This is a genomic window from Allobosea sp. 117 (genome assembly GCF_000702305.1).
GTDB lineage: Bacteria > Pseudomonadota > Alphaproteobacteria > Rhizobiales > Xanthobacteraceae > Ancylobacter.
This window is the reverse complement of sequence record NZ_JNLC01000010.1, coordinates 175,793-199,892: the sequence shown is the minus strand read 5'-3', so window position 1 is coordinate 199,892 and position 24,100 is coordinate 175,793. Positions and strand designations below refer to the sequence as shown.

At 69.2% G+C, this 24,100-nt stretch carries 25 protein-coding genes and 2 tRNA genes; 13 read left to right on the top strand and 14 right to left on the bottom strand.

Annotation, left to right across the window (positions count from 1 at the left end; genetic code table 11):
- Positions 1-47 precede the first annotated feature (47 nt).
- The 5 genes from U742_RS0102995 (at position 48) to U742_RS0102975 (ending at position 5,258) form a co-directional block, all read left to right on the top strand.
- Positions 48-1,229 (top strand): ABC transporter substrate-binding protein, encoded by a 1,182-nt coding sequence (locus U742_RS0102995; RefSeq protein WP_248310278.1) that lies wholly within the window; start codon positions 48-50, stop codon positions 1,227-1,229.
- A 24-nt stretch (positions 1,230-1,253) separates the two neighbouring features.
- Positions 1,254-3,146, top strand: a complete 1,893-nt coding sequence (locus tag U742_RS22395) for an ABC transporter permease (protein WP_029349899.1) — start codon at positions 1,254-1,256, stop codon at positions 3,144-3,146.
- Positions 3,143-3,913 carry an ABC transporter ATP-binding protein gene (locus tag U742_RS0102985; protein WP_029349898.1) on the top strand — a complete coding sequence of 257 codons (771 nt, stop codon included), beginning with the start codon at positions 3,143-3,145 and terminating at the stop codon, positions 3,911-3,913. Before U742_RS22395 ends, U742_RS0102985 begins: the two co-directional genes overlap by 4 nt.
- On the top strand, positions 3,910-4,680 hold the full coding sequence (locus U742_RS0102980; protein ID WP_029349896.1) for an ABC transporter ATP-binding protein: 771 nt from the start codon (positions 3,910-3,912) through the stop codon (positions 4,678-4,680). The genes U742_RS0102985 and U742_RS0102980 overlap by 4 nt, the downstream gene beginning before the upstream one ends.
- Before the next feature lie 113 nt (positions 4,681-4,793).
- Positions 4,794-5,258 carry a MarR family winged helix-turn-helix transcriptional regulator gene (locus U742_RS0102975; RefSeq protein ID WP_038360389.1) on the top strand — a complete coding sequence of 155 codons (465 nt, stop codon included), beginning with the start codon at positions 4,794-4,796 and terminating at the stop codon, positions 5,256-5,258.
- A gap of 86 nt (positions 5,259-5,344) precedes the next feature.
- Here U742_RS0102975 and U742_RS0102970 read toward each other — a convergent pair whose 3' ends face one another.
- Positions 5,345-6,088, bottom strand: coding sequence for an aspartate/glutamate racemase family protein (locus U742_RS0102970; protein WP_029349891.1), 744 nt, complete (start codon positions 6,086-6,088; stop codon positions 5,345-5,347).
- A 302-nt stretch (positions 6,089-6,390) separates the two neighbouring features.
- On the opposite strand from U742_RS0102970, the gene U742_RS0102960 reads away from it, so the two are divergent.
- Positions 6,391-7,719, top strand: a complete 1,329-nt coding sequence (locus U742_RS0102960; protein WP_029349887.1) for a PQQ-dependent sugar dehydrogenase — start codon at positions 6,391-6,393, stop codon at positions 7,717-7,719.
- Between the two features lie 77 nt (positions 7,720-7,796).
- Here U742_RS0102960 and U742_RS0102955 read toward each other — a convergent pair whose 3' ends face one another.
- Both U742_RS0102955 and U742_RS0102950 read right to left on the bottom strand, forming a co-directional pair.
- Positions 7,797-8,297 (bottom strand): hypothetical protein, encoded by a 501-nt coding sequence (locus U742_RS0102955; protein WP_029349885.1) that lies wholly within the window; start codon positions 8,295-8,297, stop codon positions 7,797-7,799.
- Between the two features lie 206 nt (positions 8,298-8,503).
- Positions 8,504-8,578 (bottom strand) — tRNA-Gln (locus U742_RS0102950).
- A 163-nt stretch (positions 8,579-8,741) separates the two neighbouring features.
- Between U742_RS0102950 and U742_RS0102945 the strand changes: the two genes are divergently transcribed.
- From U742_RS0102945 to U742_RS23095, 4 genes are all read left to right on the top strand, one after another.
- Positions 8,742-8,818 (top strand) — tRNA-Pro (locus tag U742_RS0102945).
- A 227-nt stretch (positions 8,819-9,045) separates the two neighbouring features.
- Entirely contained in the window at positions 9,046-9,303 is a 258-nt protein-coding gene (locus tag U742_RS0102940; protein WP_029349883.1) for a hypothetical protein, read from the top strand.
- 226 nt (positions 9,304-9,529) lie between these two features.
- Positions 9,530-9,790: a hypothetical protein gene (locus U742_RS0102935; protein ID WP_029349881.1), complete on the top strand. Its 261-nt coding sequence runs from the start codon at positions 9,530-9,532 to the stop codon at positions 9,788-9,790.
- Between the two features lie 423 nt (positions 9,791-10,213).
- Complete coding sequence (locus tag U742_RS23095; RefSeq protein ID WP_156034113.1) at positions 10,214-10,375, top strand: hypothetical protein; 162 nt, start codon at positions 10,214-10,216, stop codon at positions 10,373-10,375.
- Between the two features lie 149 nt (positions 10,376-10,524).
- Here the strand turns inward: U742_RS23095 and U742_RS0102925 are convergent, their stop codons facing one another.
- Together U742_RS0102925 and U742_RS0102920 are read right to left on the bottom strand one after the other, a co-directional pair.
- The gene (locus tag U742_RS0102925; protein WP_029349879.1) at positions 10,525-11,154 is read right to left on the bottom strand and encodes a trimeric intracellular cation channel family protein; all 630 of its coding nucleotides are present in this window, start codon (positions 11,152-11,154) and stop codon (positions 10,525-10,527) included.
- A gap of 109 nt (positions 11,155-11,263) precedes the next feature.
- Positions 11,264-12,130, bottom strand: coding sequence for a helix-turn-helix domain-containing protein (locus U742_RS0102920; RefSeq protein WP_051660801.1), 867 nt, complete (start codon positions 12,128-12,130; stop codon positions 11,264-11,266).
- A 191-nt stretch (positions 12,131-12,321) separates the two neighbouring features.
- On the opposite strand from U742_RS0102920, the gene U742_RS0102915 reads away from it, so the two are divergent.
- Complete coding sequence (locus tag U742_RS0102915) at positions 12,322-12,864, top strand: hypothetical protein (protein ID WP_156034112.1); 543 nt, start codon at positions 12,322-12,324, stop codon at positions 12,862-12,864.
- A 35-nt stretch (positions 12,865-12,899) separates the two neighbouring features.
- On the opposite strand, the gene U742_RS22390 is transcribed toward U742_RS0102915, so the two are convergent.
- From U742_RS22390 to U742_RS0102870, 9 genes are all read right to left on the bottom strand, one after another.
- Positions 12,900-13,205 carry a cysteine rich repeat-containing protein gene (locus tag U742_RS22390; protein WP_051660800.1) on the bottom strand — a complete coding sequence of 102 codons (306 nt, stop codon included), beginning with the start codon at positions 13,203-13,205 and terminating at the stop codon, positions 12,900-12,902.
- 134 nt (positions 13,206-13,339) lie between these two features.
- The gene (locus U742_RS0102905) at positions 13,340-13,636 is read right to left on the bottom strand and encodes an acyl carrier protein (RefSeq protein ID WP_029349870.1); all 297 of its coding nucleotides are present in this window, start codon (positions 13,634-13,636) and stop codon (positions 13,340-13,342) included.
- Between the two features lie 192 nt (positions 13,637-13,828).
- Positions 13,829-15,025 carry a hypothetical protein gene (locus U742_RS0102900; protein WP_029349868.1) on the bottom strand — a complete coding sequence of 399 codons (1,197 nt, stop codon included), beginning with the start codon at positions 15,023-15,025 and terminating at the stop codon, positions 13,829-13,831.
- A 106-nt stretch (positions 15,026-15,131) separates the two neighbouring features.
- On the bottom strand, positions 15,132-16,004 hold the full coding sequence (locus U742_RS0102895) for a CE1 family esterase (protein WP_029349864.1): 873 nt from the start codon (positions 16,002-16,004) through the stop codon (positions 15,132-15,134).
- Positions 16,005-16,207: 203 nt separating this feature from the next.
- Positions 16,208-17,515 (bottom strand): HlyD family type I secretion periplasmic adaptor subunit, encoded by a 1,308-nt coding sequence (locus U742_RS0102890; RefSeq protein ID WP_029349862.1) that lies wholly within the window; start codon positions 17,513-17,515, stop codon positions 16,208-16,210.
- Positions 17,516-17,527: 12 nt separating this feature from the next.
- Entirely contained in the window at positions 17,528-19,330 is a 1,803-nt protein-coding gene (locus tag U742_RS0102885) for a type I secretion system permease/ATPase (RefSeq protein ID WP_081852786.1), read from the bottom strand.
- A gap of 190 nt (positions 19,331-19,520) precedes the next feature.
- Complete coding sequence (locus U742_RS0102880; protein WP_029349859.1) at positions 19,521-20,369, bottom strand: NAD-dependent epimerase/dehydratase family protein; 849 nt, start codon at positions 20,367-20,369, stop codon at positions 19,521-19,523.
- Positions 20,370-20,379: 10 nt separating this feature from the next.
- Positions 20,380-21,501 carry a tRNA epoxyqueuosine(34) reductase QueG gene (gene queG / locus U742_RS0102875; RefSeq protein WP_029349857.1) on the bottom strand — a complete coding sequence of 374 codons (1,122 nt, stop codon included), beginning with the start codon at positions 21,499-21,501 and terminating at the stop codon, positions 20,380-20,382.
- Positions 21,498-22,187 carry a glutathione S-transferase family protein gene (locus U742_RS0102870; RefSeq protein ID WP_029349856.1) on the bottom strand — a complete coding sequence of 230 codons (690 nt, stop codon included), beginning with the start codon at positions 22,185-22,187 and terminating at the stop codon, positions 21,498-21,500. Before U742_RS0102870 ends, queG begins: the two co-directional genes overlap by 4 nt.
- A 226-nt stretch (positions 22,188-22,413) precedes the next feature.
- On the opposite strand from U742_RS0102870, the gene U742_RS0102865 reads away from it, so the two are divergent.
- Both U742_RS0102865 and U742_RS0102860 read left to right on the top strand, forming a co-directional pair.
- Complete coding sequence (locus U742_RS0102865) at positions 22,414-22,851, top strand: VOC family protein (protein ID WP_197028155.1); 438 nt, start codon at positions 22,414-22,416, stop codon at positions 22,849-22,851.
- A 208-nt stretch (positions 22,852-23,059) separates the two neighbouring features.
- The gene (locus tag U742_RS0102860) at positions 23,060-23,998 is read left to right on the top strand and encodes a sugar phosphate isomerase/epimerase family protein (RefSeq protein WP_029349851.1); all 939 of its coding nucleotides are present in this window, start codon (positions 23,060-23,062) and stop codon (positions 23,996-23,998) included.
- Positions 23,999-24,100 lie beyond the last annotated feature (102 nt).

Here is a 24,100-nt window from a genome sequence, read left to right as displayed (position 1 = left end):
GTTCCACAGTGTCCGCTCCGCTCTCCCGTTTCCGCCTGCGGCTGGTCCTGCCCGCGCTGCTCCTCGCATTCTCCATCTGTGGCCAGGCCCGTGCGGCCGATCCGATCCGCATCGGCGAGCTGAACAGCTACAAGGCGCAGCCGGCCTTCCTCGATCCCTACAAGAAGGGGATGGAGCTGGCGGTCGATGAGATCAACGCGGCGGGCGGCGTGAACGGGCGGCAGCTCGAACTGATCACCCGCGACGACGGCGGCAATCCCGGGGATGCCATCCGCGTGGCGGAAGAGCTCGTCACCCGCGAGAAGGTGGACGTGCTGGCCGGCACCTTCCTGTCGCATATCGGGCTGGCGGTCGCCGGCTATGCCGACAAGCGCAAGGTGTTCTTCCTCGCCGCCGAGCCGCTGACCGACAAGATCACCTGGTCGGACGGCAACCGCTACACCTTCCGCCTGCGGGCCTCGACCTACATGCAGGTCGCCATGCTGATGCCGGAGGCGGTGGCGGCGCAGAAGAAGCGCTGGGCGCTGGTCTATCCGAACTACGAATACGGCCAGTCCGCTGTCGACACCTTCAAGAAGCTGCTGAAAGCCGCGCAGCCGGACGTCGAATTCGTCGCCGAGCAGGCGACCCCGCTCGGCAAGCTCGACGCCGGCCCGGTGGTGCAGGCGATCGCCGACGCCAAGCCCGACGCGGTGTTCAACGTGCTGTTCGCCGCCGACCTCGCCAAATTCGTGCGCGAGGCGCAAACGCGCGGCGCGCTGGAGGGCGTGTTCGTGGCGAGCCTTCTGTCCGGCGAGCCGGAATATCTCGACCCGCTGAAGGGCGAGGCGCCGGTCGGCTGGGTGGTGACCGGCTATCCCTGGTACGCCATCGACACGCCGGAGCACAAAGCCTTCCTCGACGCCTACCGCGCCAAGTACAACGACTATCCGCGGCTCGGCTCGGTGGTCGGCTACACCACCATCAAGTCGCTGGCGGCCGGCTTCGCCAAGGCGGGCGGCACCGACACCGAGAAGCTGGTGGAGGCGTTCAAGGGGCTGGAGGTGGCCGGCCCGTTCGGGCCGTTCCAGTACCGCGCCTCCGACCATCAGGCGACCATGGGCGCCTTCGTCGGCAGGCTCGGCGTGAAGGACGGCGGCGGGGTGATGCTCGATCCGAAATATGTCGACGGCTTGAGCGTCCTGCCCTCGGACGCCGAGGTGAAGGCGCTGCGGCCGGCCGCCGACTGACGCCGCGCCGCCCCGGCCGCCGCGATGTCGCTCGACGGGCTGCTCTTCCAGGCACTGAACGGGCTGGCCGGTGCCTCCGCGCTGTTCCTGGTGGCGGCGGGACTGTCGATCATTTTCGGCGTCAGCCGCATCGTCAATCTGGCGCACGGCTCCTTCTACATGCTCGGCATCTATCTCGCCGGCACGCTGGCGGGAGGTTTTGGGGGCGCCTTCGGCTTCTGGGCGGGCGTGATCGGCGCGGTGCTGGTCGTCGCGGCGCTCGGCGCGCTCACCGAGATCGCGCTGCTGCGGCGCATCTATGCGGCGCCGGAGCTCTACCAGCTCCTCGCCACCTTCGCGCTCGCGCTCATCGTCAACGATGCGGTGCTCTATCTCTGGGGACCGGAAGACATTCTCGGCCCCCGCGCGCCGGGGCTGGAGGGCGCGATCGACCTGCTCGGCCGGCGGCTGCCGACCTACGACATCTTCCTCGCGCTCGTCGGCCCGGCCGTGCTCATCGGCCTGCACCTGCTGCTCGCCCGCTCGCGCTTCGGCCGGCTGATCCGCGCGGCGACCGAGGACCGCGAGATGGCGGCGGCGCTCGGGGTGAACGAGAAGGTGCTGTTCACCGCCGTCTTCGCGCTCGGCGCCGGGCTCGCCGCGCTGGGCGGCGCGCTGCAGATGGCGCGCGAGCCGGCGAGCCTTTCCCTCGACCTCGCGGTGCTGGGCGACGCCTTCGTCATCGTGGTGGTGGGCGGGCTCGGCTCGATACCCGGCGCCTATGTCGCCGCCGTGCTGGTCGCCGAGGTGAAGGCGCTGTGCATCGCGCTCGGCACCGTCTCGGTCGGCGGGTTCGAGGTCAACCTGTCGAAGCTGACGCTGGTCGCCGAATTCCTGGTGATGGCAATCGTGCTGATCGTGCGTCCGAACGGGCTGTTCGGCCGGCCGCAGCCGCCGGCCCGCGTCGCCGGACGGGGCGAGCCACCGCTGCGCCCGATGGGCCGGAACGGGGGGATCGTCGCGCTCGGCGTGGTGGCGGCCCTCGCCCTGCTGCCGCTGGCCGAGGGCGCCTTCCCCTATGCGCCGGTGCTGGCGGTGGACATGCTGGTCGCGGTGATCTTCGCGACCTCGCTGCACTTCATCATGGGGCCGGGCGGCATGCATTCCTTCGGCCACGCCGCCTATTTCGGGCTCGGCGCCTATGGCGCGGCCTATGCGGCGACGCAGCTCGGCGCGCCGACCTTCGCGGCGCTCGCCGCCGGCATCGTGGCGGCGGGGCTCGGCGCGCTCGTCTTCGGCTGGTTCGCGGTGCGGCTCTCGGGCGTCTACCTCGCCATGCTGACGCTCGCCTTCGCGCAGATCGTCTGGTCGATCGCCTATCAGTGGGAGGCGGTGACCGGCGGCTCGAACGGGCTGTTCGGCGTGTGGCCGGACGCGCCGCTCGACACCCGCGCCGGGCTCTATCTGGCGGCGCTCGGCGGCGCGCTGGTGGTCGTGCTGCTGCTGCGCCGCGTGCTGTTCGCGCCGTTCGGCTATGCGCTCAGGGCGAGCCGGGATTCGCCGCTGCGGGCGGAGGCGGTCGGCATCGCGACGGGGCGCGTGCAGTGGCTCGGCTTCGCGCTGGCCGGGGCGCTGTGCGGGCTCGCAGGCGGCCTGTTCGCCTTCGCCAAGGGCTCGATCTCGCCCGAGGCCATATCGGTCGGCCGCTCCATCGACGGACTGGTCATGGTGCTGCTCGGCGGGGTGGAGAGCCTGCTCGGCCCGATCGTCGGCGCCGGCGCCTTCACCCTGCTGCAGGACAGCGTGATGCGCGAGACCGACTATTGGCGCGCGCTGCTCGGCGCGCTCATCCTCGCCATCGTGCTCATATTCCCCGGCGGGCTGATGGGCGGCGCCGCCCGGCTGTGGGCGCTCGCCACGCGGAGGGCGGCGCGATGAGCGTGCTCACCGTCCGTTCCTTGAGCAAATCCTACGGCGGCGTGCGCGCGCTCGACGATGTGAGCTTCTCGGTCGCCGCCGGCGAACTGCTGGCGCTGATCGGCCCGAACGGCGCCGGCAAGTCGACCTGCTTCAACATCGTCAACGGTCAGATCCGGCCCGATGCCGGCCATGTGTGGATCGGCGGGCGCGAGGTGACCGGCCTCGCCCCGCGGCGCATCGCCCGGCTCGGGGTCGGGCGCACCTTCCAGATCGCCGCGGTGTTCGGCTCGATGACGGCGGTCGAGAACGTGCAGATGGCGATGATCGCCGCGCGCGGGCAGAGCTTCGGCCTATGGCGCCCGGCCGCCGCCCATCACCGACAGGCGGCGCTGGAGCTGCTCGGGCGGGTCGGCATGGCCGAGCTCGCCGAGCGCCCGGCGGCGACGCTCGCCTATGGCGACGTGAAGCGGCTCGAGCTCGCCGTCGCGCTGGCCGGCGAGCCGGTCCTGCTGCTGATGGACGAGCCGACCGCCGGCATGGGCGCCGGCGAGCGCGGCGCGCTGATCGCGCTGGTGCGCGAGCTGGTGACCGAGCGGCGGCTCGCCGCGCTGTTTACCGAGCACTCGATGGATGTCGTCTTCGCCCATGCCGACCGGGTGATCGTGCTGGCGCGCGGAAAGCTCATTGCCGACGGCAGCGCCGACGCGGTGCGGGCCGACCCGCAGGTGCGCGCGGTCTATCTCGGCAGCGGCGCTGCCATGGCCGAGGAGGACGGACATCCATGACCGACGCCGCGCAAGGCAATGCAACGGCCGGCGGCGAGGCGACGGCGCCGCTGCTGGAGGTCGAGGGCCTCGACGCCTGGTACGGCGCGGCGCAGATCCTGTTCGGCCTGTCGCTCACCGTCGGGCGTGGCGAGGCGGTCGCGCTGCTGGGGCGCAACGGCGCCGGCAAGTCGACCACGCTGAAGGCGATCATGGGTCTCGTCGAACGCCGCGCGCGAAGGCTCGCCTTCGACGGGCAGGACGTCGCGCGGCTGCCGACCCATGCGCTGGCACGCCGCGGCCTCGGCTATGTGCCGGAGGACCGGCGCATCTTCACCGGGCTCACGGTCGCCGAGAATCTCGACGTCGGCCGGCAGCCGCCGCGCCTCCTCGCCGACGGGCGCCCGGCCCCCGGCTGGACCACCGAGCACCTGTTCGAGCTCTTCCCCAATCTCGCCGGCATGGCGGACCGCCGCGGCGGCCAGATGTCCGGCGGCGAGCAGCAGATGCTCACGCTCGCCCGCACGCTGATGGGCAATCCGCTGCTGGTCCTGCTCGACGAGCCCTCCGAAGGGGTGGCTCCGATCATCGTGGAACAAATGGCTCAGGCCATTCTTGCCCTGAAGCAAAAAGGCCTATCGATACTTTTGTCTGAACAGAATTTCCGATTCTGCGAAATGATCTGCGACCGTGTTTATGTGATAGAACATGGCGAGCTGCGCTGGAGAGGCATGACGCGTGGTTTGTCGAGTTTACCGGAAGTAAAGAGTAACTATGCGATTCTATGATTGTATGTGCTCTATCAATCTATGATGAATATTGGATAGAGCCTAATTCGGCTTCCGGCGCTCGCTCTTGTGCGGCACTATGGGCAGATATGAATCGCTGATGGAAGGCCAGTATGTCAGATCGTCGTCCCGATCCGAACCTCGAAGTAAATGAGGCACCGGGAGGCGCGGCTTATCTTTTGCATGATCAGGTAGGGTTCCTGCTGCGCGTTGCTACCCAGCGTGCCGCGGCGATCTTCGCCAGCCGCATGATCGAAGGGCTCACGCCGCCCCAGTTCGCCACCCTCGCCAAGCTGCGCGAGATCGGCCCGTGCTCGCAGAACCGGCTCGGCCGGCTGGTGTTCCTCGACGCGGCGACCATCAAGGGCGTGGTGGACCGCCTCAGCGCCCGCGGCTTCGTCATCGCCGCCGACGACCCGAAGGATCGTCGCCGGCGCGCCTTGGCGCTGACCGACGCCGGGCTTCGGGTGACCAATGCGGCGATCGAGGTCGCATACGGCATCACCGAGGCGACGCTGGCGCCGCTGACGCCCGAGGAGCGGGTGACGATCTGCCGGCTGCTGAAGAAGCTCGGCTAGAGCCGTTCAGGCTTCAGGTTCTTGTCTGTCGCGTTTTCTTCACGCGAACCGGTCTCCACTTCGCTCGAAAACGCTCCAAGCGGCGCTCACGGTGCCTCGCGCGGCGCGAAACCAGCCAGCAGCCCGATATAGGGCTTGGCGCGCGGCGCGGCGTAAGCTCCGGCCTTCGAGGTCGCCAGCCCGAGCGCTGCGAGCCCCTCGGCGAGCGCCACGGCGGATGCCACGCCGTCGATCACCGGCACGCCATGCTCGTCGGCGAGGGCGCGCGCGAGGTCCGCCATGCCGGCGCAGCCGAGCACGACCGCCTCCGCCTTGTCCTCGCGCACCGCCCGCGCGATCTCCGCCGAGATGCGCGCGTGGGCGTCGGAGGCCGGGTCCTCGAGCTCCAGCACCGCGACGTCCGAGGCGCGCACGCCGCTGCAGCGGCGGTCGAGGCCGTAGCGCATCAGATTGGCCTCGATCACCGGGATCGAGCGCGACAAGGTGGTGACGACGCCGAAGCGGTGGGCGATCAGGCTCGCCATGTGGAAGCCGGCCTCGCCGATGCCGACCACCGGCGCCCGCGCCAGCGTGCGGGCGGCATCGACGCCGGTATCGTCGAAGCAGGCGACGACATGGGCGGCGACGCCGCTGCGCTCGGCGGCGTCGACCGCGGCGAGCAGCCCCGGCAGGGCCAGGGCGTCATCGTAATAGCCCTCGATCGAGGCCGGCCCCATGGCGGAGGTCGCCGGCACGATCTGCGTTCCCGGCCGCGCCACGGCGCGGGCGGCGGCGGCGATCTTCTCCGTCATGGAGGCGGTGGTGTTCGGGTTGACGAGATGGATGCGCACGCGGGTCCGCTCCCGGGATTTGAGCCGATCGGGTGCTCCGGCGGAGACCCCCGCTTCTTCCTAGAGCATGTTCCGCGAAAGTTGAGAGACTTTCGCGATGAGAACATGCTCCAACGCATTGAAATAGAGCCCTTTCCGATCGGGTGGAATCACCTGATCGACGAGAAAGCGCTCCCTTTCAACGAGCTGGAGCATGCCGCGCCGCGAAGGCATGCGCTGCGGGCATGGGCGGCCGATTGCGATGCCCGGCCGCATCTGGGATATCTCGGACCGGCGGGGATTCAGAAGAGGGGGCGGCGATCATGGCCGGCGATCGCGACATCGGCGGATTTTTCGGTTGGTTCATCACCGCCGTCTCGCACACTCTCACCGATCTGCGCAGCCGTCCTCCTCTGGCGGAGGAGGAAGGCTACGGTGCCAGCCCGAAGCTGCCCAAGCCGCGCCCGACGCTCCTGCCCGTCATGAAGGTGGCCACCGCGGTCGGCTGGCCGCCCGGCCGCAAGCCGGTGCCGGCGCCGGGCTTCGCCGTCGAGGCCTTCGCCACCGGGCTCGACCACCCACGCTGGGTGTATGAGCTGCCGAACGGCGACATCCTCGTCGCCGAGACCGCGGCGCCGCCCAAGCCGGCCGGCGTGTTCAGCTTTCGCTGGTGGGCGCAGGGCTTCGTGATGGCCCGCGCCGGATCGCGCGTGAAGAGCGCCAACCGCATCACCCTGCTGCGCGATGCCGACGGCGACGGCATCGCCGAGCAGCGCTTCGCCTTCCTCGAAGGCCTGCATTCGCCCTTCGGTATGGCGCTGGTCGGCGACCAGCTCTATGTGGCCAACGCGAACTCGCTGGTGCGCTTTCCCTATGAGCCCGGCCAGACGCGCATCGACGCGCCGGCGACAACGGTGTGCGAGCTGCCGGCGGGGCGCAACCACCACTGGACCAAGAGCCTCATCGCCAGCGCGGACGGCGCGAAGCTCTATGTCGGCGTCGGCTCGAACTCCAACGTCGCCGAATTCGGCATGGAGGAGGAGGTCGACCGCGCGGCGATCCTCGAGGTCGACGCCGCCACCGGCGCGCGCCGCGTCTTCGCCTCCGGCCTGCGCAATCCGGTCGGCGTGGACTGGAACCCGGTCACCGGCGAATTGTGGACGGCGGTGAACGAGCGCGACGAGATCGGCGACGACCTCGTGCCCGACTACATGACCTCGGTGAAGGACGGCGCCTTCTATGGCTGGCCTTACTGCTATTTCGGCCAGGTCGTCGACGAGCGGGTGAGCCCGCAGCGCCCCGACCTCGTCGCGCGGTCGATCAAGCCGGACTATGCGCTGGGCAGCCACACCGCCTCGCTGGGCCTCACCTTCGCCAAGGACGGGCGCTTCGGCGCGCGCTTCTCCGGCGGCGCCTTCATCGGCCAGCACGGTTCCTGGAACCGCAATCCGCCGTCCGGCTACCGGGTGATCTTCATTCCCTTCACGAACGGCGTGCCCTCCGGCCCGCCGGAGGAGATCCTCGGCGGCTTCCGCGTCGACGGAAAGGCGCTCGGCCGGCCGGTCGGCGTCATCCTCGACCGCAAGGGCGGCCTGCTGGTGGTCGACGATGTCGGCGACTGCATCTGGCGGGTGCACCCGGCCGCCGGCTGAGGCCGGGATAGGCGGTAGGGCGGCCCATATGCCCGCGCCGCCACCGATATTCGCCATCTCGGCAGTGCGGGTGCGGTTCAGTCGCCCGGCAGCGCGAGCTTGTCGGAGAGCTTGGCGAAACCCTTGATGCCGCCGGTCTCGTCATAGACGATCCGATAGACGCCGATGCATTCGGGAGCCGCGCCACCCGCCCGGTTAACCCCCGAAGCTTTTGGCGTTAGAGATCCGGCCGCCTTCACGAGATTGGCGACGGCATTGAGGTTCTCGTCGGTCTGGGAGTCGAGGTTCGCGGCCATCTTGTCGAGCCGCCAGCCATCGTGCAGCTCGGGGGTGACGTTGGCCGACCCCAAGCCCGCATTGATGTTGATGGCATATTCCTCCGACCTGTCCGGCAGGGTGAGCGTGGCGAACTCGCATTTGCGGTTGCCCTCCTTGTCGGTGGTCTGCTGCTTCACCAGCAGCACCTGCGGGCGCCAATATCGGATTCCCGTCTGATCGGGATCGGTGACGCGCCGCACGTCCACGCTTGTGCACCCGGCGAGCGCAACGGTCGCCGATAGGCAGAGCCACCTGTTCATGCGGCCTCCCCCCGATCCCCTTCGCGTACTAAAACACCATCCAGCGCGCTCGGCAATCGCCATGGTTGCATCGTCGGCGTATTTCGCGCCCTCAGGAGCGCGCCTGCCCACTCGACTGGGCCGACATCCGTGCGGCCGGAATCCACGCTCTGCTCGCGGATGCCCGCATGGTCGCGCTGACAGCGTTCTGATTTTCCGGCGGGAATTGGCTGGGGCGGGAGGATTCGAACCTCCGCATGGGGGAATCAAAATCCCCTGCCTTACCACTTGGCGACGCCCCAACAGGCCGGGCCGGCGAGTGTCACCCCCGGCGCGGGGCCGGAGATAGCCACAGTCCGGCGGCGGTTTCAACTGCGCCGCCGACGGCATCCGGGGAATACTGATTAAGATGGCGCGACGCGCTTGCGGCCCGGCGCATCGCCGTGCTACAGGCTCGCGCCGCGGCGGAGTGTAGCGCAGCCTGGTAGCGCACCTCGTTCGGGACGAGGGGGTCGCAGGTTCAAATCCTGCCACTCCGACCATGCGGACCACGGGCTTCCCGAGCCCGACCAAGACCACCACTTTTTATCCTCGACGCGATGACCGGCAGCCCGATGCCGGCCTGCGAAAAGCCTCGCATTTGCCGGCCGAAGGCACGCCGCGCGACGACGGCGGCCGTGCCGCCTCACCCTCGCAACCGTTGCGCGAGCTTGACTGGCCATGCCGTTGTGATAGAAGGCGCGCCCCTAAAACTGCGGCAAATTAGCCCATGAATACATATGAAATCGTCCGTATCCGGCTCGTCAGGGCCGAGCAGGGATGGCGCGAGGCTCCGGCGAACCTGCCGACGTCGACGCCCGTATGGTCGTCCTTCGGTTTCTTCGTGGACGGCGAGACCGCGACCCGCCGGCCGGCCGTGATGGATGTGGCGACATCGCTCGGGGCCGACGTGATCCCGGCGCCGGGCGGGGCGTGGGTGCACGGCGAATACAACGATCTGGAACGCGTGATCCGGGCGATCGCCTGAGCCCTGCCCGCTGATCGACGAGGCCGTCCGCGCGGCATCGGCAAGCGCGGGCGGATGACGAGGACGCGGTCGGCCGGAACGGCTGCACCGCTCGAATTCCGGGGCGCGATCGCTATATCCGATCGCCCGCGCCATGCAGCAGGTCTGCGTTCGCGCTTCGAGAACGAAGCCGCTCCGTGTTCCGCCGTACTAGACGACCTCCGTCCTAACGTTCATTATTTTGCATATGAATCAGTTCGAAATTCTCCGCATCCGACTCATTCGAGTTGGAGACGAATGGCGCGAGGCGCCGGCCGACCTGTCGTCTTCGACGCCGGTCTGGTCGTCCTTCGCCTTTTTCGTGGCCGGCGATATCGAAACGCTGCGGCAGCGGGTGAAGGAGGCATCGACCTCGTTCGGCGCCGACATCATGCCGGCGCCCAACGGCGCCTGGATTCTCGGCAGCTACAGCGATCTGGAACGCGTGATCGAGACACTGCGCGCCTGAGGATCGTCGCGGCGCGCCCCCGGAGATCGGCCGCGCGGCTACCCCGCCAGACTGCGACGAAACGCCTGCGTGCCGGGCGCTTCCGCCATCCGCGTCAAAGACGTTGCGAATTGCAACCGCCGCGGCCCGGCCCGCTTGCCGGTCGGCGGCAATATTTTCCTTATAAATCAGTCTGTTGAAGGCACGCCGAGGGTCAGATCCGTTCCCTGATGGAGAATGGTTCTCCTGCGCGTTCGGCGGCGCGCATGCGATGAATGCCTAAAGATTCAGCGACTGCCGGTTTCTTCAAATCGCCAACATCTCCCCGGTAGAGTACCGTATTCCGTGCTGCATCGAAACTCGAGGAGGCTCGAATCTATGATTTGTCAGCTTACTAACGGTAATAATGATCCAATTTGGATTAATCCTGCATATATAATTCGAATGGAGAGCTATCTCTCTGGCACCGTTCTCGGGACCATGCTGTTCCTGGACGAGATTCAGGGTGACGGACAACGCCGTATTTTCGTGCGCGAACCGGTGGAACAAGTCGTCGCCAAGATCGATCCGGACCGGCGGTCCATGAGCCGCAACCGTTCATTCTGATGCCGTGCATGCCCGCGATGCGCAGGCATGCACCAACATATTGAAGTAAGGCACCTTCTGATCGCTCGGGCGGTTTCGCCTGGACAGGAGGCGCACAGGTTTCACCTCGGTAAAGCGCTGCCGCAGACACGGCAGCGCTTTCGGCCGTTTCAGTGCAGCGATTCCGTGTAGACGAATTTCGGCATGCTCCAGCCGAAGCGCAGCGCCAGAAGGCGCAGCGCAAGGCCGATGAGCATCGAGCCCAGCATGACAGAATCGTGCGGAAGCCCCAGCCATTGCCCGCCGACATATGAGGCGCCGGTGACGATCGAGACCGTCGCGTAGAGCTCGGCCCGGAACAGCAGGGGCACGTCGGCGCACAGCACGTCGCGCAGCACGCCGCCGACGCAGCCGGTGATCATGCCGGACGCGATGACGATGACGACCGGCAGCCCCAGGCCGGCCGCGATGTTGCAGCCGATGATGGTGAAGACGACCAGCCCGACCGCGTCGAGGAACAGGAAGACGCGGCGCAGATGCCGCATGTGATGGGCGATCACGATGGTCGCCAGCGCCGCCCCGCAGGTGATGAGCAGCAGATGGGGATTTTCGACCCAGGACAGCGGATAGCGCCCCAGCAGGACGTCGCGGACCGAGCCGCCGCCGAGCGCGGTGATGGCGCCGAGCAGGGCGACCCCGAACCAGTCCATCTGCCGGCGGCCGGCTGCGAGGGCCGCCGTCATGGCCTCGGCGACGATCGCGACAAGATAGAGCGCGTGAAGCAGTTCTGCCGGGTTCATCGCAATCCTGAGCGCTGGAGCGACCGATAGGGCTCCGCGAGATGTCGCACACGGGTGGCAGCGCTGCCAGCCCGCCTAGCCGCGACCGGCCCCGCCGATGCCCGGCGGGTCAGCCCTTTCCCCGCACGTCGCGGCGCAGCTCCATGGGCGTCAGCCCGCGCAGGCGCTTCATGGTCGCCGTCATATGGCTGTTGCTCGCGAAACCCGCCGAGCTGGCGATGAGCGCGAAGGGCAGCTCGGTGGTGACGACGAGACGCTCGACGAGGGCAAGGCGCTGCGCGATGAGGAACTGGTGCGGCGCCTGCCCCGTGGTCCTGCGGAAGGCGCGCAGGAAATGGCTGGGGGACAAGCCCGCCACTTCCGCAAGCTCGCTGATGGACAGGCGCTCCGACAGGTTCTCCCGGATATGCTCGTTCACGCTGCGCCACGCGCGCGGCGAAAGGCCGCCGCGCAGCAGCCGGTCCGGCCGATCGCCGAGCGAGGAATAGCTGCGCAGCACGTGCATGGCGAACAATGTGATCAGCCCGTCGAAGCACAATTCGCTGGCGGCGTCGCCGAGCTGGAATTCCTCGCGGACCAATTGCGCGATCAGCAGCGCCTTGCGGTCGACGAGGCCGATGCGCGGCGGGCGCAGCTCGAAACCCCCATTCTGGAACTCCACCCCCGCGAGAGAGGCGAGGCGGTCCTGATCCAGGGCGAGCAGCAGGTTCTCCTTGTCGACCGTCCAGCGGGCGAACAGGTCGGCTCCCGCCGGCACGATCTCGGTCGAGCCGACCGGCGCCAGGGCGACCGTCCTGCGGTCGCTGCCGAGCGCGACCTCGCGGTCGGGCTGCGGCGTCAGCATCACCAGCACGAGATTGGACGCGGCGGTGAAGCTGATCTCGTTCGGCCCCGTCCGCGTCCGCGTGACCGCCCCGCTTTCCGCACCGAACTTCGGTCCCCATGAGTTCGGTATGGATCGCAACAGGGCCGGCATCTGATTCATTCTCCACGTCGGTGCGCCCCACGTCGGGGGCACCGGAAAGGTATCGTGGGAAGGCGGGCGACTATCAAGAGCGAACGCCGTGTCGGAATGCGACTGCATTCCCCTCGCACCGTGCGCTTCGACGGTGAAATGCCGATCGTCTTCGGGCAAGACGTCCTTCGAACAAGGAGGAGAGGACCGACGTGAAAGACGCACGAGCCTTGGGCGCGCGCTCATCGACGCGGCTGCGCTTCCGCTTCCCGGGGACTCTGCCGCTCGCCCTGCTCGCGCTTTGCTCGGGCGCGCTGGCGCCCGCCGTCGCCGAGGACGACGCCGGCTTCGAGGTGAGCATCACGCTCTCCGCGAGGGCGGCGGCGACGCTCGCGGCCCGCCATGAGGGGATGGTGATCATGCTGAGCTATTACGGCTGGCCCAAGCCGGCGGCGAAGAAGCATGCCGACGAGATCGGCCAGATCGGCTTCGGACCGGATCAGCAGATCGAGATCCCCGGCAAGGCCGGCCAGTACCACGTTCCCGGCACTCCGCTCGATCCGCAACGGCTGCGCTGGGTGGACGGCCCGGTTGTGGTCAACGTCAACATCGCCTCGGCCCGCAAGAGCGACCCGGACAATTTGCTCGACTGCGGAAGCAGCGAGCAGCCGCTCACTGACGCGCGCAAGGCGCCCGTCGCCTTGACCTGCAGGCTCATCCACGGCGATCCGGCCCCGAGCGGATCGCCCCCGTGACGATAGGGGCCGGCGGCAGTCGCCGCCGGTCGCGTCTACTGACCCTGCTGCTGGCGCTGCATCATCGCCTGCATCAGCGCCGCCTTGCAGTCGGGGGAGAAGCTTCGGTAGTTCTCCTTGATGCAGGCCCGCACCGCGCCGTTGCCCGGCGTGACGCCGGCGCAATAGGTGGCGAGGTCCTCGCGGCAGATCTGGAACAGCGCGGCATTGCCGCCGCCCGCCGCGCCGGCCCCGGCGCCTCCGGGCCCTGCGCCTCCGGGCGCGGGCATCTGCGCCATGGCGGGAGCCGCCGCGAGGAGCAGGAGAGCGGCGATCGTGCCGCGCGTGAGCCCCGTCTTCATCGTGCTTCTCCGTTGAGCGGGCGGTTGCCGGCTGTCAATCCGGCAGCCGTCGCCATGTTCCATCAGCCTGCGCCGCGCGCATTCGAGCGCCGAATTTTGTCGCGGCGAGGGCCGATAGCGGCGTTTTCACGCCGTCAGGAGCGGACGCCGAGCTCGCCGCACAGGAAGCTGCTGACCTCGCTGAGCGCGACGTCGTCGACATAATCGCCGTCCTTCATGAACAGCTTCTCGAAGGGCAGCCCCTTGCGGCCGACCGCCTGCTCGATCGAGACGGCGAACTGCACGACGTCGATCGATTCGAAGGCAAGGTCTTCCATCAGCCTGGTGTCGATGGTGATGCCGTTCGGCAGATCGATGTCCCAGCCGCTCACCGTGTCGTTGGCGACCGCGATGACGGTGGCGTCGATCTCGGAACGTGTGGAAAGGCTCATAGGCATGGTCCTCTGCAGATCATCAGGAAAGCCGGCCGCCCCCCAATTCCTGCAGCAGGCCGTGCTGATTTCCTTTAGTCGCAGATGCGGCCCGGCGGAAGCCGCCGGCGCGAGGAAGCGCAGCATCGCCGCCATTTCCGCGGCGACTGCGGCGCCCGCGCCGCACCATCGGCTACGCGGCGGGCAGGCGCCTCACAGCCAGCCGGCGTCGGCGTGGCTGTAGGACCAGTCGTGCAGATGGCTGCCGTCCCACGAGGCGCCGGACGGCGCATGGCTGCCGAGCTCCGGAGGGGAAGGCGGCTCGGGCGGGGAAGGCGGCGTCACCGGGGGCTCGGGCTCCGGCGGGGATGGCGGGGTGGCGCTGCCATAGTCCAGCACGAAGGTGTAGAGCCCGTTCGCCTGGCTGACGATCGGATCGTCCACCTGGTTGCCGATGACCAGGGTGTCGGCGAAATGCTCCGGCGCCTCGAAGCGGATGGTCGCGTCGAGATAGCCGGTCGGGGTGACCAACGTCTTGTCCGGGTGCCATGTCTGGCCGCCGTCAGTGCTCTCCAGCACATAGAGCAGCGAGGGCTGGTTCAGGTCGTCGACGGTAACGTAGAAATTGCCCGCATCCGAGACGCTGAGCTGGACGCTGGAGATCTCGACGCCGGGGACCGACAGCACGCGCGGCATCGACCATTCGTGCGATTCGGTGTCGTAGATCGTGAAATAGAGATCCCCGGTGGTGGCGGCGGTCATCAGGTAGATGTCGTCCTGATAGGTCACCGTGGTGAAGTGGCTGCCGAAATGCCCGACCGTGGTGACCGGCAGCAGCTCCTCATTGACGTATTTGCCGTCCTCGAGCGCGATCCAGCGGACAGAGTCGTCCGTGGTCAGGATGACGCCGTTGGTGTCGGAGGTGGAAACCACGAGCGCCGAGCCGTAGCTGGCCCCCGGCACCTCGGCCTTCAGCAGGGTCCAGGGCGTGCCATCCGGCGCGGCGATGGCAACCGTCAGCTCCACCGTGCCATCCTCGATCTCGGTGTAGGCGACGAGCGGATATCCCTCCGCCGAGAACGCCACGGTGGGATGGGCGGAGGCGCCGATGGGGCCGGGATCGACGATCGCCGAGCTGAGCTGCGACCAGACATTGGTGTCGGTGTCGTAGTCGTATTCGGCGTAGACGACCTGCTTGTCGGCATTCAGATAGGTGACGATCAGCGTCTCGCCGTCCGGCATGAGCTGGATGTCGGAGGTGTTGCGCCACCCGGTGTTCGGCACGGAGAAGGAATAGCTCCAGTCCACGCCGCCATCGGTGCTGGTGAACATGGTGAGGCCGCCGCGCTCGCCCAGGTTCACCAGCATGTGGTAGTCGCCATCGGCGGTAACGACGATGTGATCCTGCATGCGCGATATGATCAGGTTCTCGTTCAGGACCCCCCATATGCCGGGGAACCGACCTGTCATTATCGTCGCCGCCATAATCCTCCGCCCCCGCTGCCGCGCCCGATGACTACTTGCTGAAGCCGCGCATGAAATTCCACGTCATCGCCGTGGCATCCACCGCCGCGCCGCTGGAACGGCTTCCGCCATACCAGTCATGGTCGCCCGCCTGCACCACGACGAAGGCGACGCGCGACCCGCCGGCGCAACCCTCATACTCGATAAGCTGGTAGCCTTGATACTGCTGAGCCGTATTGGTCTTGCAGCGGTTGCGGCTGGCCCAGCCCTGCACGCCGGCCTCGACCGGAAGGAAGGGCGCGCTCATCGCGTTGCTGACCATGCCCTTGTTGGAGAAGCCGCCCCCGAAGGGCGCGACCGGATCGCCGACGGCATGGATGATCATCATCGGCACCGGCGCGCCGCCGGAGACCGGGCGGAACCGCGGGCCGGCGACGACCGCCGCGGCGGCGATCTGGCCGGAGAGCTGCTCGGCGAGCTGCTGCACCAGCATGCCGCCATTCGACAGGCCGACGAGATAGATGCGGCGCCGGTCGATCGGATAGGTGGCGGTGAGCTGCGAGATCACCGCGCGCACATAGGAGATGTCGTCGACGCCGGAGCGCATCGCGGTGGCGCAGCAGCCGCCGGCGTTCCAGACCAGCATGTTGCCGCGGCCGGTGCCGGCCATGAAGGCGACGGCGAAGCCCTGGCTGCGCGCCAGCGCCTCATAGCCGCTCACCTTGCGGATGCTGTCCGGCGAGCCGAGGCCGCCATGAAACACCAGCACGAGCGGGTAGCCGCTGCCCGGCGGCACATAGAGATCGTAATAGCGCATGAGGCCGCCGGCCTCGATGTTCACGCGCTGGACCTGCGCCTTCGCCGGCGACGCGGCGACAGCGAAGGGTATGAGTGCCGCGACGAGGATCAGTCGCAGCATCCACATGAATCGGCTCGCGAGAATGGTCGCTCTCCCCGATGGGCCGGGCGGTGCAAAACCGGCCGATTCAACGAAAAAGGCCCACGCACTGCACCCGATGCGTGCGTCGCGAGCCCTTTTAAAATTTACGCGTAACAACCGGAAGAAGCAATCACCGCACCGGTTACCGGCGACCGCAGGGCGCACCCGCACCTGACGCAGCGGCCCGCTCAGTCTTCGCGCATGGCGCGCCCGATCTGCTGGGCGAGCGGCTTGACGAGGTAGTCGGCGACGGTGCGCTCGCCGGTCTGGATGTAGACCTCGACCGGCATGCCGGGCACCAGCGGCTCGTCCGCCGGCAGGTTCGGATCGTCCGGCCGCAGCCGGATCCCGACGGCGTAATAGGGCGGCTCGGCGCCGCGCTCGTCGCGGGAAAGGTCGCCGGCGACGCGGAACACGGTCCCGAACACCTCGCCGCGGCGCTTGCGGGCGAAGGCGGAGAAGACGAGCCTTGTGTCCTGCCCCATGCGCACATGGTCGATGTCGATCGGGCGGATGCGGGCCTCGATGATGAGCTGGTCGGCGTTCGGCACGATCTGCATCAGCACCTCGCCGGGATTGACCACGCCGCCGACCGTGTGCACCGCGAGCTGGTGCACCATGCCCGCCTCCGGCGCGCGGATGACCGACTTCTGCAACTGATCGAGCGCGGCGGCGCGCTTCTCGGTGAGGTCACGCGCCTCGGTCTCGACCTCGCGGATCTCCTTAGCGACGTCGCGGGCGGCGTCCTGGTCGAGGCCGAGGATCTGCATCCGGATCTCGGTCTGCCGGCCGCGCGATTCGGCGATCTGCGCGATCGACGAGCCGATCGAGCCGTCGAGCTTGATCAGCTCGCGCTGCAGCTCGCTGACGCGGGCGCGGCGGACCAGCTTCTGGTCGATCAGGTCCTGCAGCTCGGCGAGTTCCTCGGTGGCGAGCTGGCGCTGCTTCTCGAGCGCCTCGCGCTCGACGACCAGCCCCTCGATGCGCTGCTCGAGCTGCTGGATGCGCTCGCCAAGCTGCTCCTTCTGGCCGTGCCGGTTGTCGAGCCGGGTCTTCAGCACATGTGCCTCGTCGGCGAGCACGGAGCGGGTATCCGCGCTCGTCTGCGCATCGGCGACGAGCTCGGCGGGGAAGGTGATCTCGAACTTGTCGTCGCGCTCGGCGGCCAGCCGGGCGAGGCGCGCCTGCGCGGCCCTGAGGTCGTTCTGCACGATGGCGAGGTTGATGCGCGCGCTCGTGTCGTCGATCTCGATCAGCACGTCGCCGGGCGCCACATGCATGCCCTCGGTCACCGCGATGCGCCGCACCACGCCGCCAGTCGGGGGCTGCACCTTCTTCACCGCGCTCTCCACCGCCACCACGCCGTTGGCGATGACGGCGCCGGAGAGCGGCTGCAAGAGCGCCCAGGCGACCGCGCCGCCGCCGAACAGGAAGATGGCGGCGCCGGCCGCGAGGACGAGGCGGTTGAGCGAGGCGAGCGCGGAGCGGGATGCCATGTTCTGCCTCCGTCAGGCTTCGAGCGGCGCCGCGCCGGACGGATCGGCGGCCGTTGCCGGCTGGAGCCGCGCCGGATCGGGCTTCACCGCCTCGGCGGTGGTGATCTCGGGGCGCGGCGCGTTGCGCACGACGCTGACCGGGCCGCGCCGCACGATGTCGTCGCGCGGCCCGCAGGCGGCGACCTCGCCGTTGCGCAGCACCAGGACGAGGTCAACCGACTGCAGCACGCTCGGCCGATGAGCGATGACGACAACGATGCCGCCGCGCGCGCGCACCCTGGCGATGGCGTTGCTCACTGCCTGCTCGCCCTCGGCGTCGAGATTGGCGTTGGGCTCGTCGAGCACGACGAGGAAGGGGTCGCCATAGAGCGCCCGGGCGAGGCCGAGGCGCTGGCGCTGGCCGGTGGAGAGGAAACAGCCGCCGCGGCCGATGCGGGTGTCGTAGCCGGCCGGCATGTCGAGGATGTGCCGGTGGAAGTCGGCCGCCTCGGCCGCCTCGATGATGGCGGCGGGCGAGGGATTGGCGGCGAAGCGGCTGATGTTCTCGCGGATGGTGCCGTCGAAGAGCTGCACGTCCTGCGGCAGATAGCCGACATGGCGGCCGAGCAGCTCGGCGTCCCACTGCTCCAGCGGCGCGCCGTCGATCAGGATGCGGCCCTTGAGGCCGCGCCGCACGCCGACCAGCGCGCCGGCGAGCGTCGACTTGCCGGAGGCGGAGGGCCCGACGATGCCGAGCGCCGAGCCCGCCGGCACGGTGACGCTGATATTGGAGACGATCGGCGTCGCGCGTCCCGCCGCGCCGACGAAGAGCTGCTCGACCTTCAGGTCGCGCTTCGGTGCCGGCAGTGCAAGCGGCGCCGGCGGACGGGCGGCCGCCTTCAGCACGGCGGAGAGCCGTGCCCAGCCGCGCCGGGCGGCGAGGAAGCCGCGCCAGTGGACAATCGACTGGTCGACCGGGGAGAGCGCGCGGGCGGCGAGGATGGTCGAGGTGACGATCGAGCCGGCGCTGATCTCGCCGCGCACGGCGAGATAGGCGGCAAGGCCGAGGATGGTCGATTGCAGCACGTAGCGCAGCGAGCGCGAGGCGGCGGCGAGCCCGCCGCTGCGGTCATGGGCGCGGCGCTGCAGGTCGAGATAGCCGGCGTTGAGGCGCTGCCAGCGCTCGATGATCGCGCCGCCCATCCCCATGGCGCGGATCACCTCGGCGCCATGCTGCGCGCCCTCGGCGAGCTGGTTGCGCTCGGAGAGCTGCTCGGCGGAGGCGCGGGCGGGCGCGCGCACGCTGAGCTCGGTGATCACCGCCAGGACGGTCAGCACCACCGCGCCGGCAATGCAGGTCCAGCCGAGCAGCGGGCTGAGGAAGAACAGGAAGGCGAGGTAGATCGGCATCCACGGCGCGTCGAGGATGGCGAGCATGCCGCCGCCGACCGCGAAGCCGCGCACCGCGTCGAGGTCGCGGAAGAGCTGCAGCGTCTCCTGCCCGCGCCCGATGTCCGGGCGCTGGGCACCGGCGATGCCGGGCGGCACGACGAGGATGCGGCACAGCTCCGGCGCCACGCCCTCCTCCACATGCTCGGCGATGCGCGCGATCATGCGCTGGCGCAGCATGTCGAGCACGCCCTGGAAGAGATAGGCGGCGACGGCGAAGAGCGAGAGCGCGATCAGCGTCGGGATGCTCTGGCTGCCGAGCACCCGGTCATAGACCTGCATCATGAAGATCGACGCGGTCAGATAGAGGATGTTGACCACGCCAGAGGTCACGGCCACCGCAGCGAATGCGGACCGACACTCCGATACGCGCTGCCAAAGCGTCATGCCGCGCTCCGCCTCGCGGCTTCCCGACGGCTGCCGCCCGCAACACCGTCAAGCCCGCAACCCCCAGAAGCGGATATTCTAGGATGCACGCGGCGACGAGTCGAGCATCCGCCAGAACACGAAACAGTTCAGCGCCAGTTTCGGCCGATAATCAAAAAGTCCTGCTACGGCAAAAGCTTGCCGGAATATCTCAGGCGCCGGCGGCGAACAGCGCGGCCAGCCCCTCGCGATAGGTGGGGTAGCGGAGCGCGAGACCGAGCGCGTCATGAAGCCGGCGGTTGCTGACGCGGCGATTGTCGGCCCAGAAGGAGCGTGCCATCGGCGACATCGACGCGGCCGCGATCTCGTAGGGCACGGCGGGCGGCGGCGGCACGCCGAGCAGCGCGGCGGCGAAGCGCACGGGGGCGCAGGCGGCGGCGGGCTCGTCGTCGACGACGTTCACCGTGCCGTCGAAGCCGCGCGCGATCGCGGCGGCGATGGCGTCGGCGATATCGTCGACATGGATGCGGTTGAAGAATTGCCCCTCGCGCACGATGCAGTGCGCGTCGCCGTCGCGGATGTCCTGAACCGCGTTGCGCCCCGGCCCATAGATGCCGCCGAGCCGCAGCACCGCGACCGGGCGGCCGGCGCGCGCGCCGAGCGCCCGCCAGGCGGCCTCCGCCTCGATGCGCCGCCGGCCGCGCGGGCTCGTGGCGGCGAGCGGCGCACCCTCGTCGATCAGGAGGCCGCCGCTGTCGCCATAGACGCCGATGGTGGAGAGATAGACGATGGAGCCCCTGCGGCCGGCGGCGGCAATGCGCTCGGCATGGTCGCGCAGGAAGGCGTCGCCGCCCTCGTCCGGCGGCGCCGAGACCAGCAGCACGTCGGCCTCCCCGAGCGCGGCGGCGAAGGCGGGCGAACCGGTTCCGAGCAATTCGACGCTGTCGGCCGAGCGCCCCTCGCCGCGCGTCGAGCCGAGGATGCGCGCATGGCCGGCGCCGTGCAGGGCGACGAAGCGGGCGGCGCAATAGCCGTAGCCGAGGCAGAGGAGGGTCGTCATCTCGGATGTCTCATGCGGCCGCCCGCCATTCGGCGGCGACCTCGGGATCGGGCTCGGCCGGCAAATGCCGGGCGCGCAGCGCGGCGAAGGCTTCCGGCGCCAGCAGGCGCGAGAGCGCCCACACCGCCGCGCCGCGGATCAGCGGGCTCTCCTCGCCGACCAGCCGCTCGGCTTCGCCCGCGAGCCCGGCATCGCCCGAATTGCCGATGGCGATCAGCACGTTGCGCAGGAAGCGGGCGCGCCCGGTGCGCTTGATCGGGCTTTTGGTGAAGCGGGCGCGGAACGCCGCCTCGTCGAGCCGGGCGAGCTCGGCTAGCGGCGGGGCGCGGTTCTCCTCACGCGCGGCGAGCCGCGCCTCGCGTCCCAGCGCGGCGAACTTGTTCCACGGGCAGGCGGCGAGGCAGTCGTCGCAGCCATAGATGCGGTTGCCCATCGGCTCTCGGAATTCGAGCGGTATCGGTCCGCGATGCTCGATGGTGAGGTAGGAGATGCAGCGCCGCGCATCGATCCGGTACGGCGCGGGGAAGGCCGCCGTCGGGCAGGCGTCGAGGCAGGCGCGGCAGGAGCCGCAATGGTCGACCTCGGCGGCATCCGGCGGCAAAGCGAGCGTGGTGGCGATGGCGCCGAGGAACAGCCAGGAGCCCTTCTCGCGCGAGACGAGATTGGTGTGCTTGCCCTGCCAGCCGAGGCCGGCGGCGGCCGCGAGCGGCTTCTCCATCAGCGGCGCGGTGTCGACGAACACCTTCACATCACCGCCGGCGCGCGGCACGAAGCGCGAGGCGATGCGCTTCAGCTTGCCCTTGATCAGCTCGTGATAGTCGTCGCCGCGCGCATAGACGGAGATGGTGCCGCGGGTCCGCGCCGCGAGCGCCTCGCGCGGGTCGAGCTCCGGCCCGTAATTCAGCCCGAGCATGACGAGCGCGCCGACCTCCGGCCAGAGCCCGCGCGGGGCCCCGCGGCGCGGCGCCGTCTCCGGCATCCAGTCCATGTCGCCATGGGCGCCGGAGGCGATCCATTCGGCGAGGCGCGGGGCGGCGAGCGGGATGGCGTCCGGGGCGGCGACGCCGAACGCGTCGAAGCCCTCCTCGCGGGCGAGGTTCCGGATATAGGCCTTGGCGGATGCCGGGGTCAGAAGTCCAGGTCGGCGTAGCTCGCCGCCGGCGGCATGCCGGCCATGGTAACCGCGAGCAGCGGCCGGAAGCTCGGCCGCGACTTGATCCGCGCGTACCAGTTTTTCGCCGTCTCGTCCTCGTCCCAAGGCACGTCGCCCAGATAGTCCACACAGGAGATATGCGCCGCCGCCGCGAGATCGGCATAGGTGAGCCGATCGCCGGCGATCCAGTTCCGCGCCTTCAGAAGCCAGCCGATATAATGCAGATGATAGCGGATATTGGCACGGGCGGCGCGGATCGCCACCATGTCGGGCGGCCCGCCGCCGGCCTCGCGCGGCATGAAGCGCTTGTAGACCTTCTCGCGCACCAGCGGCTCGGAGACCTCGGCGAAGAACTTGTCGTTGAACCAGCTCGACAGGCGGCGCACCTCGATGCGTCCGGGCTGGTCGGCCGGCAGCAGCCGGCGGTCGCCCAGCGCCGCGCCGGCGATCTCGTCGAGATATTCGGCGATCAGGCCGGCGCCCGGAACGACGAGGCCGTCATCCTCCACCAGCACCGGCGTGGCGCCCGCCGGATCGAGCCGCAGGAATTCCGGGCGGCGCTCCCATACCCGCTCCTCCACCAGTGCAGGCTCGCCTCCATACTCGCCAAAGGCGAGGCGAATGAAACGGGAATGCGGACAGAAAGGATGATGATGGAGATGCATCGCTCGGGGGATATTGGCGGCGACAGGCGGTCCGACATGGACGACGTGTGGCCGGCACGACCGGTCTAGATGGCTTCGCGTGACATCGCAAGCCATCGCGGCGCGAACAAGGCATGCCGGAATGCGGGGGATCACGCATGGCGCGGCGGCAGCGATGCGGAAATGTCGCGTTTTGCCGCTAGGCTCCCCGCGCAGCCGAAAACGGCATCACGCGCAGGAGGCCCACATGCAGGACGACGACGCTCGTGAAGACGACGCCCGCGAGGACAGCGTGCCGGACGAGGACGAGGTGGACGCCCATGGCAGCTTCGTCTGGAACGAGCTGAATAGCTGGGACGTCGAGGCCGCCAAGGCGTTCTACGCCCGCGTCTTCGGCTGGACCTTCGAGCCCATGGAGATCCCGATGGGCACCTACTGGATCGCCAGCATGGGCGAGGAGACGGTCGGCGGCATCTTCCCGCTGTCGAGCCCGGAGTTCGACGGGCTGCCGGCGCATTGGCTCGCCTATGTCGAGGTCGACGACGTCGATGCGCGGGTCGCGCTGGTCGAGGAGGCCGGCGGCATCGTGCTGCGCCGGCCCTTCGACGTGCCGGAGGTCGGGCGCATCGCCATCGTCAAGGACGCCGAGGGCGCGGTGCTTGGCTGGATGACGTCGGAGGCCTGAATTCCGCGGGGTGACGCTGCGGCAGGGTGGCAATGTGTAATCCGTGTGCCATAAACGTGGCGCACGCATGATCCCGCCGTGGCCGGGCCGCGCCTGTCGCGCCTTCCCGCCTGCCACCGTCCCCGTGCTGCCTTGCACCCATCTCGGCAGCACCTCGCGCGCCGCTTTTGCCCGTTGCGGGCGGCCAACCTGACAGGACAGACGCTCGATGCAGATGCACGCACCGATCTCCCCGATTCGCGCCGTTGGTTACTCCCTTCGTGAAGGCAGCCCCGAATTCGACGATCTCGGCCCGGCGCTCGACGAGGCGGAGGCGCTCGGCGTCGACGTCGTGGAGCTGCCGGTCTATGCGTGGCACCTGATCGTCTCCGGCCGGGTGCTCGAGGCGCGGCTGAAGGACCTTGAGCGCGCGCTCAAGGGACGGCCCTTCGGCTATACGGTACACGGGCCGCTCGCCATCAACCTGATGGACGTACCCGAGCGCCTGCCCCGGCACGAGGCGGTGCTGGCGGCGAGCATCGAGATCACCGCCGCGATCGGCGCCCGCAACCTCGTCATGCACACCGGTCTGGTGCGCATCGAGACCGGCGACATCGAGGTGGCCTATTCCCGCCAGCGGGAGGCGCTCGCCCGCGCCGGCGACAAGGCCGAGGCCGCCGGGGTGACGCTGTGCGTCGAGAACGTGTTCCGCTTCGGCGAGGTGCGCGAGACGGCGACGCCGGCCAAGCTCGCCGGCGAGCTGGCGGCGATCGACCACGCGGCGGTGCGCGCCACCATCGACTTCAGCCACGCCTTCATCCGCTGCACCGACGCCCGGCTGGACCCGATCGCCGAGCTGGCGGCGCTGGCGCCCTTCGCGCGGCACCTCCACCTGCACGATTCCTATGGCCGGCCTTCCGACCTGTGGACCTTCGACCCGGCCGAGGCGGTAGCCTTCGGCGAGGGCGACCTGCACCTGCCGCTCGGCTGGGGCGGCATCGACTGGGAGGCGGTCACCGCTGCCTGCCCGCTGCCGCCCGACACCACCGCGATCATGGAGCTGAACCCGCGCCACTGGCGCGAGCTCGGCGACCAGGTGCCGGTGCTGCGCGCGCTCGCCGACCGCTTCCGCGCCGAGGCGCCGGCGGCCATGCAGGAGGCCGGCTAGAGTCCCCGTCCGATCGGGCGAGGCCGCCTGATCGGCAGGAAAGCGCCTCGACTCAATAGGTTGGAGCATGCCCTCATCGCAAAAGGCCTCCAACTTTCGCGG

Excerpts from the sequence above, each read along its gene's own strand:
- U742_RS0102870 (WP_029349856.1), bottom strand. The coding sequence starts at position 22,187 with ATGCATCTCCATCATCATCCTTTCTGTCCGCATTCCCGTTTCATTCGC.
- U742_RS0102880 (WP_029349859.1), bottom strand. The coding sequence starts at position 20,369 with ATGACGACCCTCCTCTGCCTCGGCTACGGCTATTGCGCCGCCCGCTTC.
- U742_RS0102940 (WP_029349883.1), top strand. The coding sequence starts at position 9,046 with ATGAATACATATGAAATCGTCCGTATCCGGCTCGTCAGGGCCGAGCAG.
- U742_RS0102885 (WP_081852786.1), bottom strand. The coding sequence starts at position 19,330 with ATGACGCTTTGGCAGCGCGTATCGGAGTGTCGGTCCGCATTCGCTGCG.
- U742_RS0102895 (WP_029349864.1), bottom strand. The coding sequence starts at position 16,004 with ATGTGGATGCTGCGACTGATCCTCGTCGCGGCACTCATACCCTTCGCT.
- U742_RS0102980 (WP_029349896.1), top strand. The coding sequence starts at position 3,910 with ATGACCGACGCCGCGCAAGGCAATGCAACGGCCGGCGGCGAGGCGACG.
- U742_RS0102975 (WP_038360389.1), top strand. The coding sequence starts at position 4,794 with ATGTCAGATCGTCGTCCCGATCCGAACCTCGAAGTAAATGAGGCACCG.
- U742_RS0102985 (WP_029349898.1), top strand. The coding sequence starts at position 3,143 with ATGAGCGTGCTCACCGTCCGTTCCTTGAGCAAATCCTACGGCGGCGTG.
- U742_RS0102925 (WP_029349879.1), bottom strand. The coding sequence starts at position 11,154 with ATGAACCCGGCAGAACTGCTTCACGCGCTCTATCTTGTCGCGATCGTC.
- U742_RS0102890 (WP_029349862.1), bottom strand. The coding sequence starts at position 17,515 with ATGGCATCCCGCTCCGCGCTCGCCTCGCTCAACCGCCTCGTCCTCGCG.
- U742_RS0102955 (WP_029349885.1), bottom strand. The coding sequence starts at position 8,297 with ATGAACAGGTGGCTCTGCCTATCGGCGACCGTTGCGCTCGCCGGGTGC.
- U742_RS0102900 (WP_029349868.1), bottom strand. The coding sequence starts at position 15,025 with ATGCAGGATCACATCGTCGTTACCGCCGATGGCGACTACCACATGCTG.
- U742_RS0102935 (WP_029349881.1), top strand. The coding sequence starts at position 9,530 with ATGAATCAGTTCGAAATTCTCCGCATCCGACTCATTCGAGTTGGAGAC.
- U742_RS23095 (WP_156034113.1), top strand. The coding sequence starts at position 10,214 with ATGGAGAGCTATCTCTCTGGCACCGTTCTCGGGACCATGCTGTTCCTG.
- U742_RS22390 (WP_051660800.1), bottom strand. The coding sequence starts at position 13,205 with ATGAAGACGGGGCTCACGCGCGGCACGATCGCCGCTCTCCTGCTCCTC.
- U742_RS0102865 (WP_197028155.1), top strand. The coding sequence starts at position 22,414 with ATGCAGGACGACGACGCTCGTGAAGACGACGCCCGCGAGGACAGCGTG.
- U742_RS0102920 (WP_051660801.1), bottom strand. The coding sequence starts at position 12,130 with ATGCCGGCCCTGTTGCGATCCATACCGAACTCATGGGGACCGAAGTTC.
- U742_RS0102960 (WP_029349887.1), top strand. The coding sequence starts at position 6,391 with ATGGCCGGCGATCGCGACATCGGCGGATTTTTCGGTTGGTTCATCACC.
- U742_RS22395 (WP_029349899.1), top strand. The coding sequence starts at position 1,254 with ATGTCGCTCGACGGGCTGCTCTTCCAGGCACTGAACGGGCTGGCCGGT.
- U742_RS0102860 (WP_029349851.1), top strand. The coding sequence starts at position 23,060 with ATGCAGATGCACGCACCGATCTCCCCGATTCGCGCCGTTGGTTACTCC.
- U742_RS0102905 (WP_029349870.1), bottom strand. The coding sequence starts at position 13,636 with ATGAGCCTTTCCACACGTTCCGAGATCGACGCCACCGTCATCGCGGTC.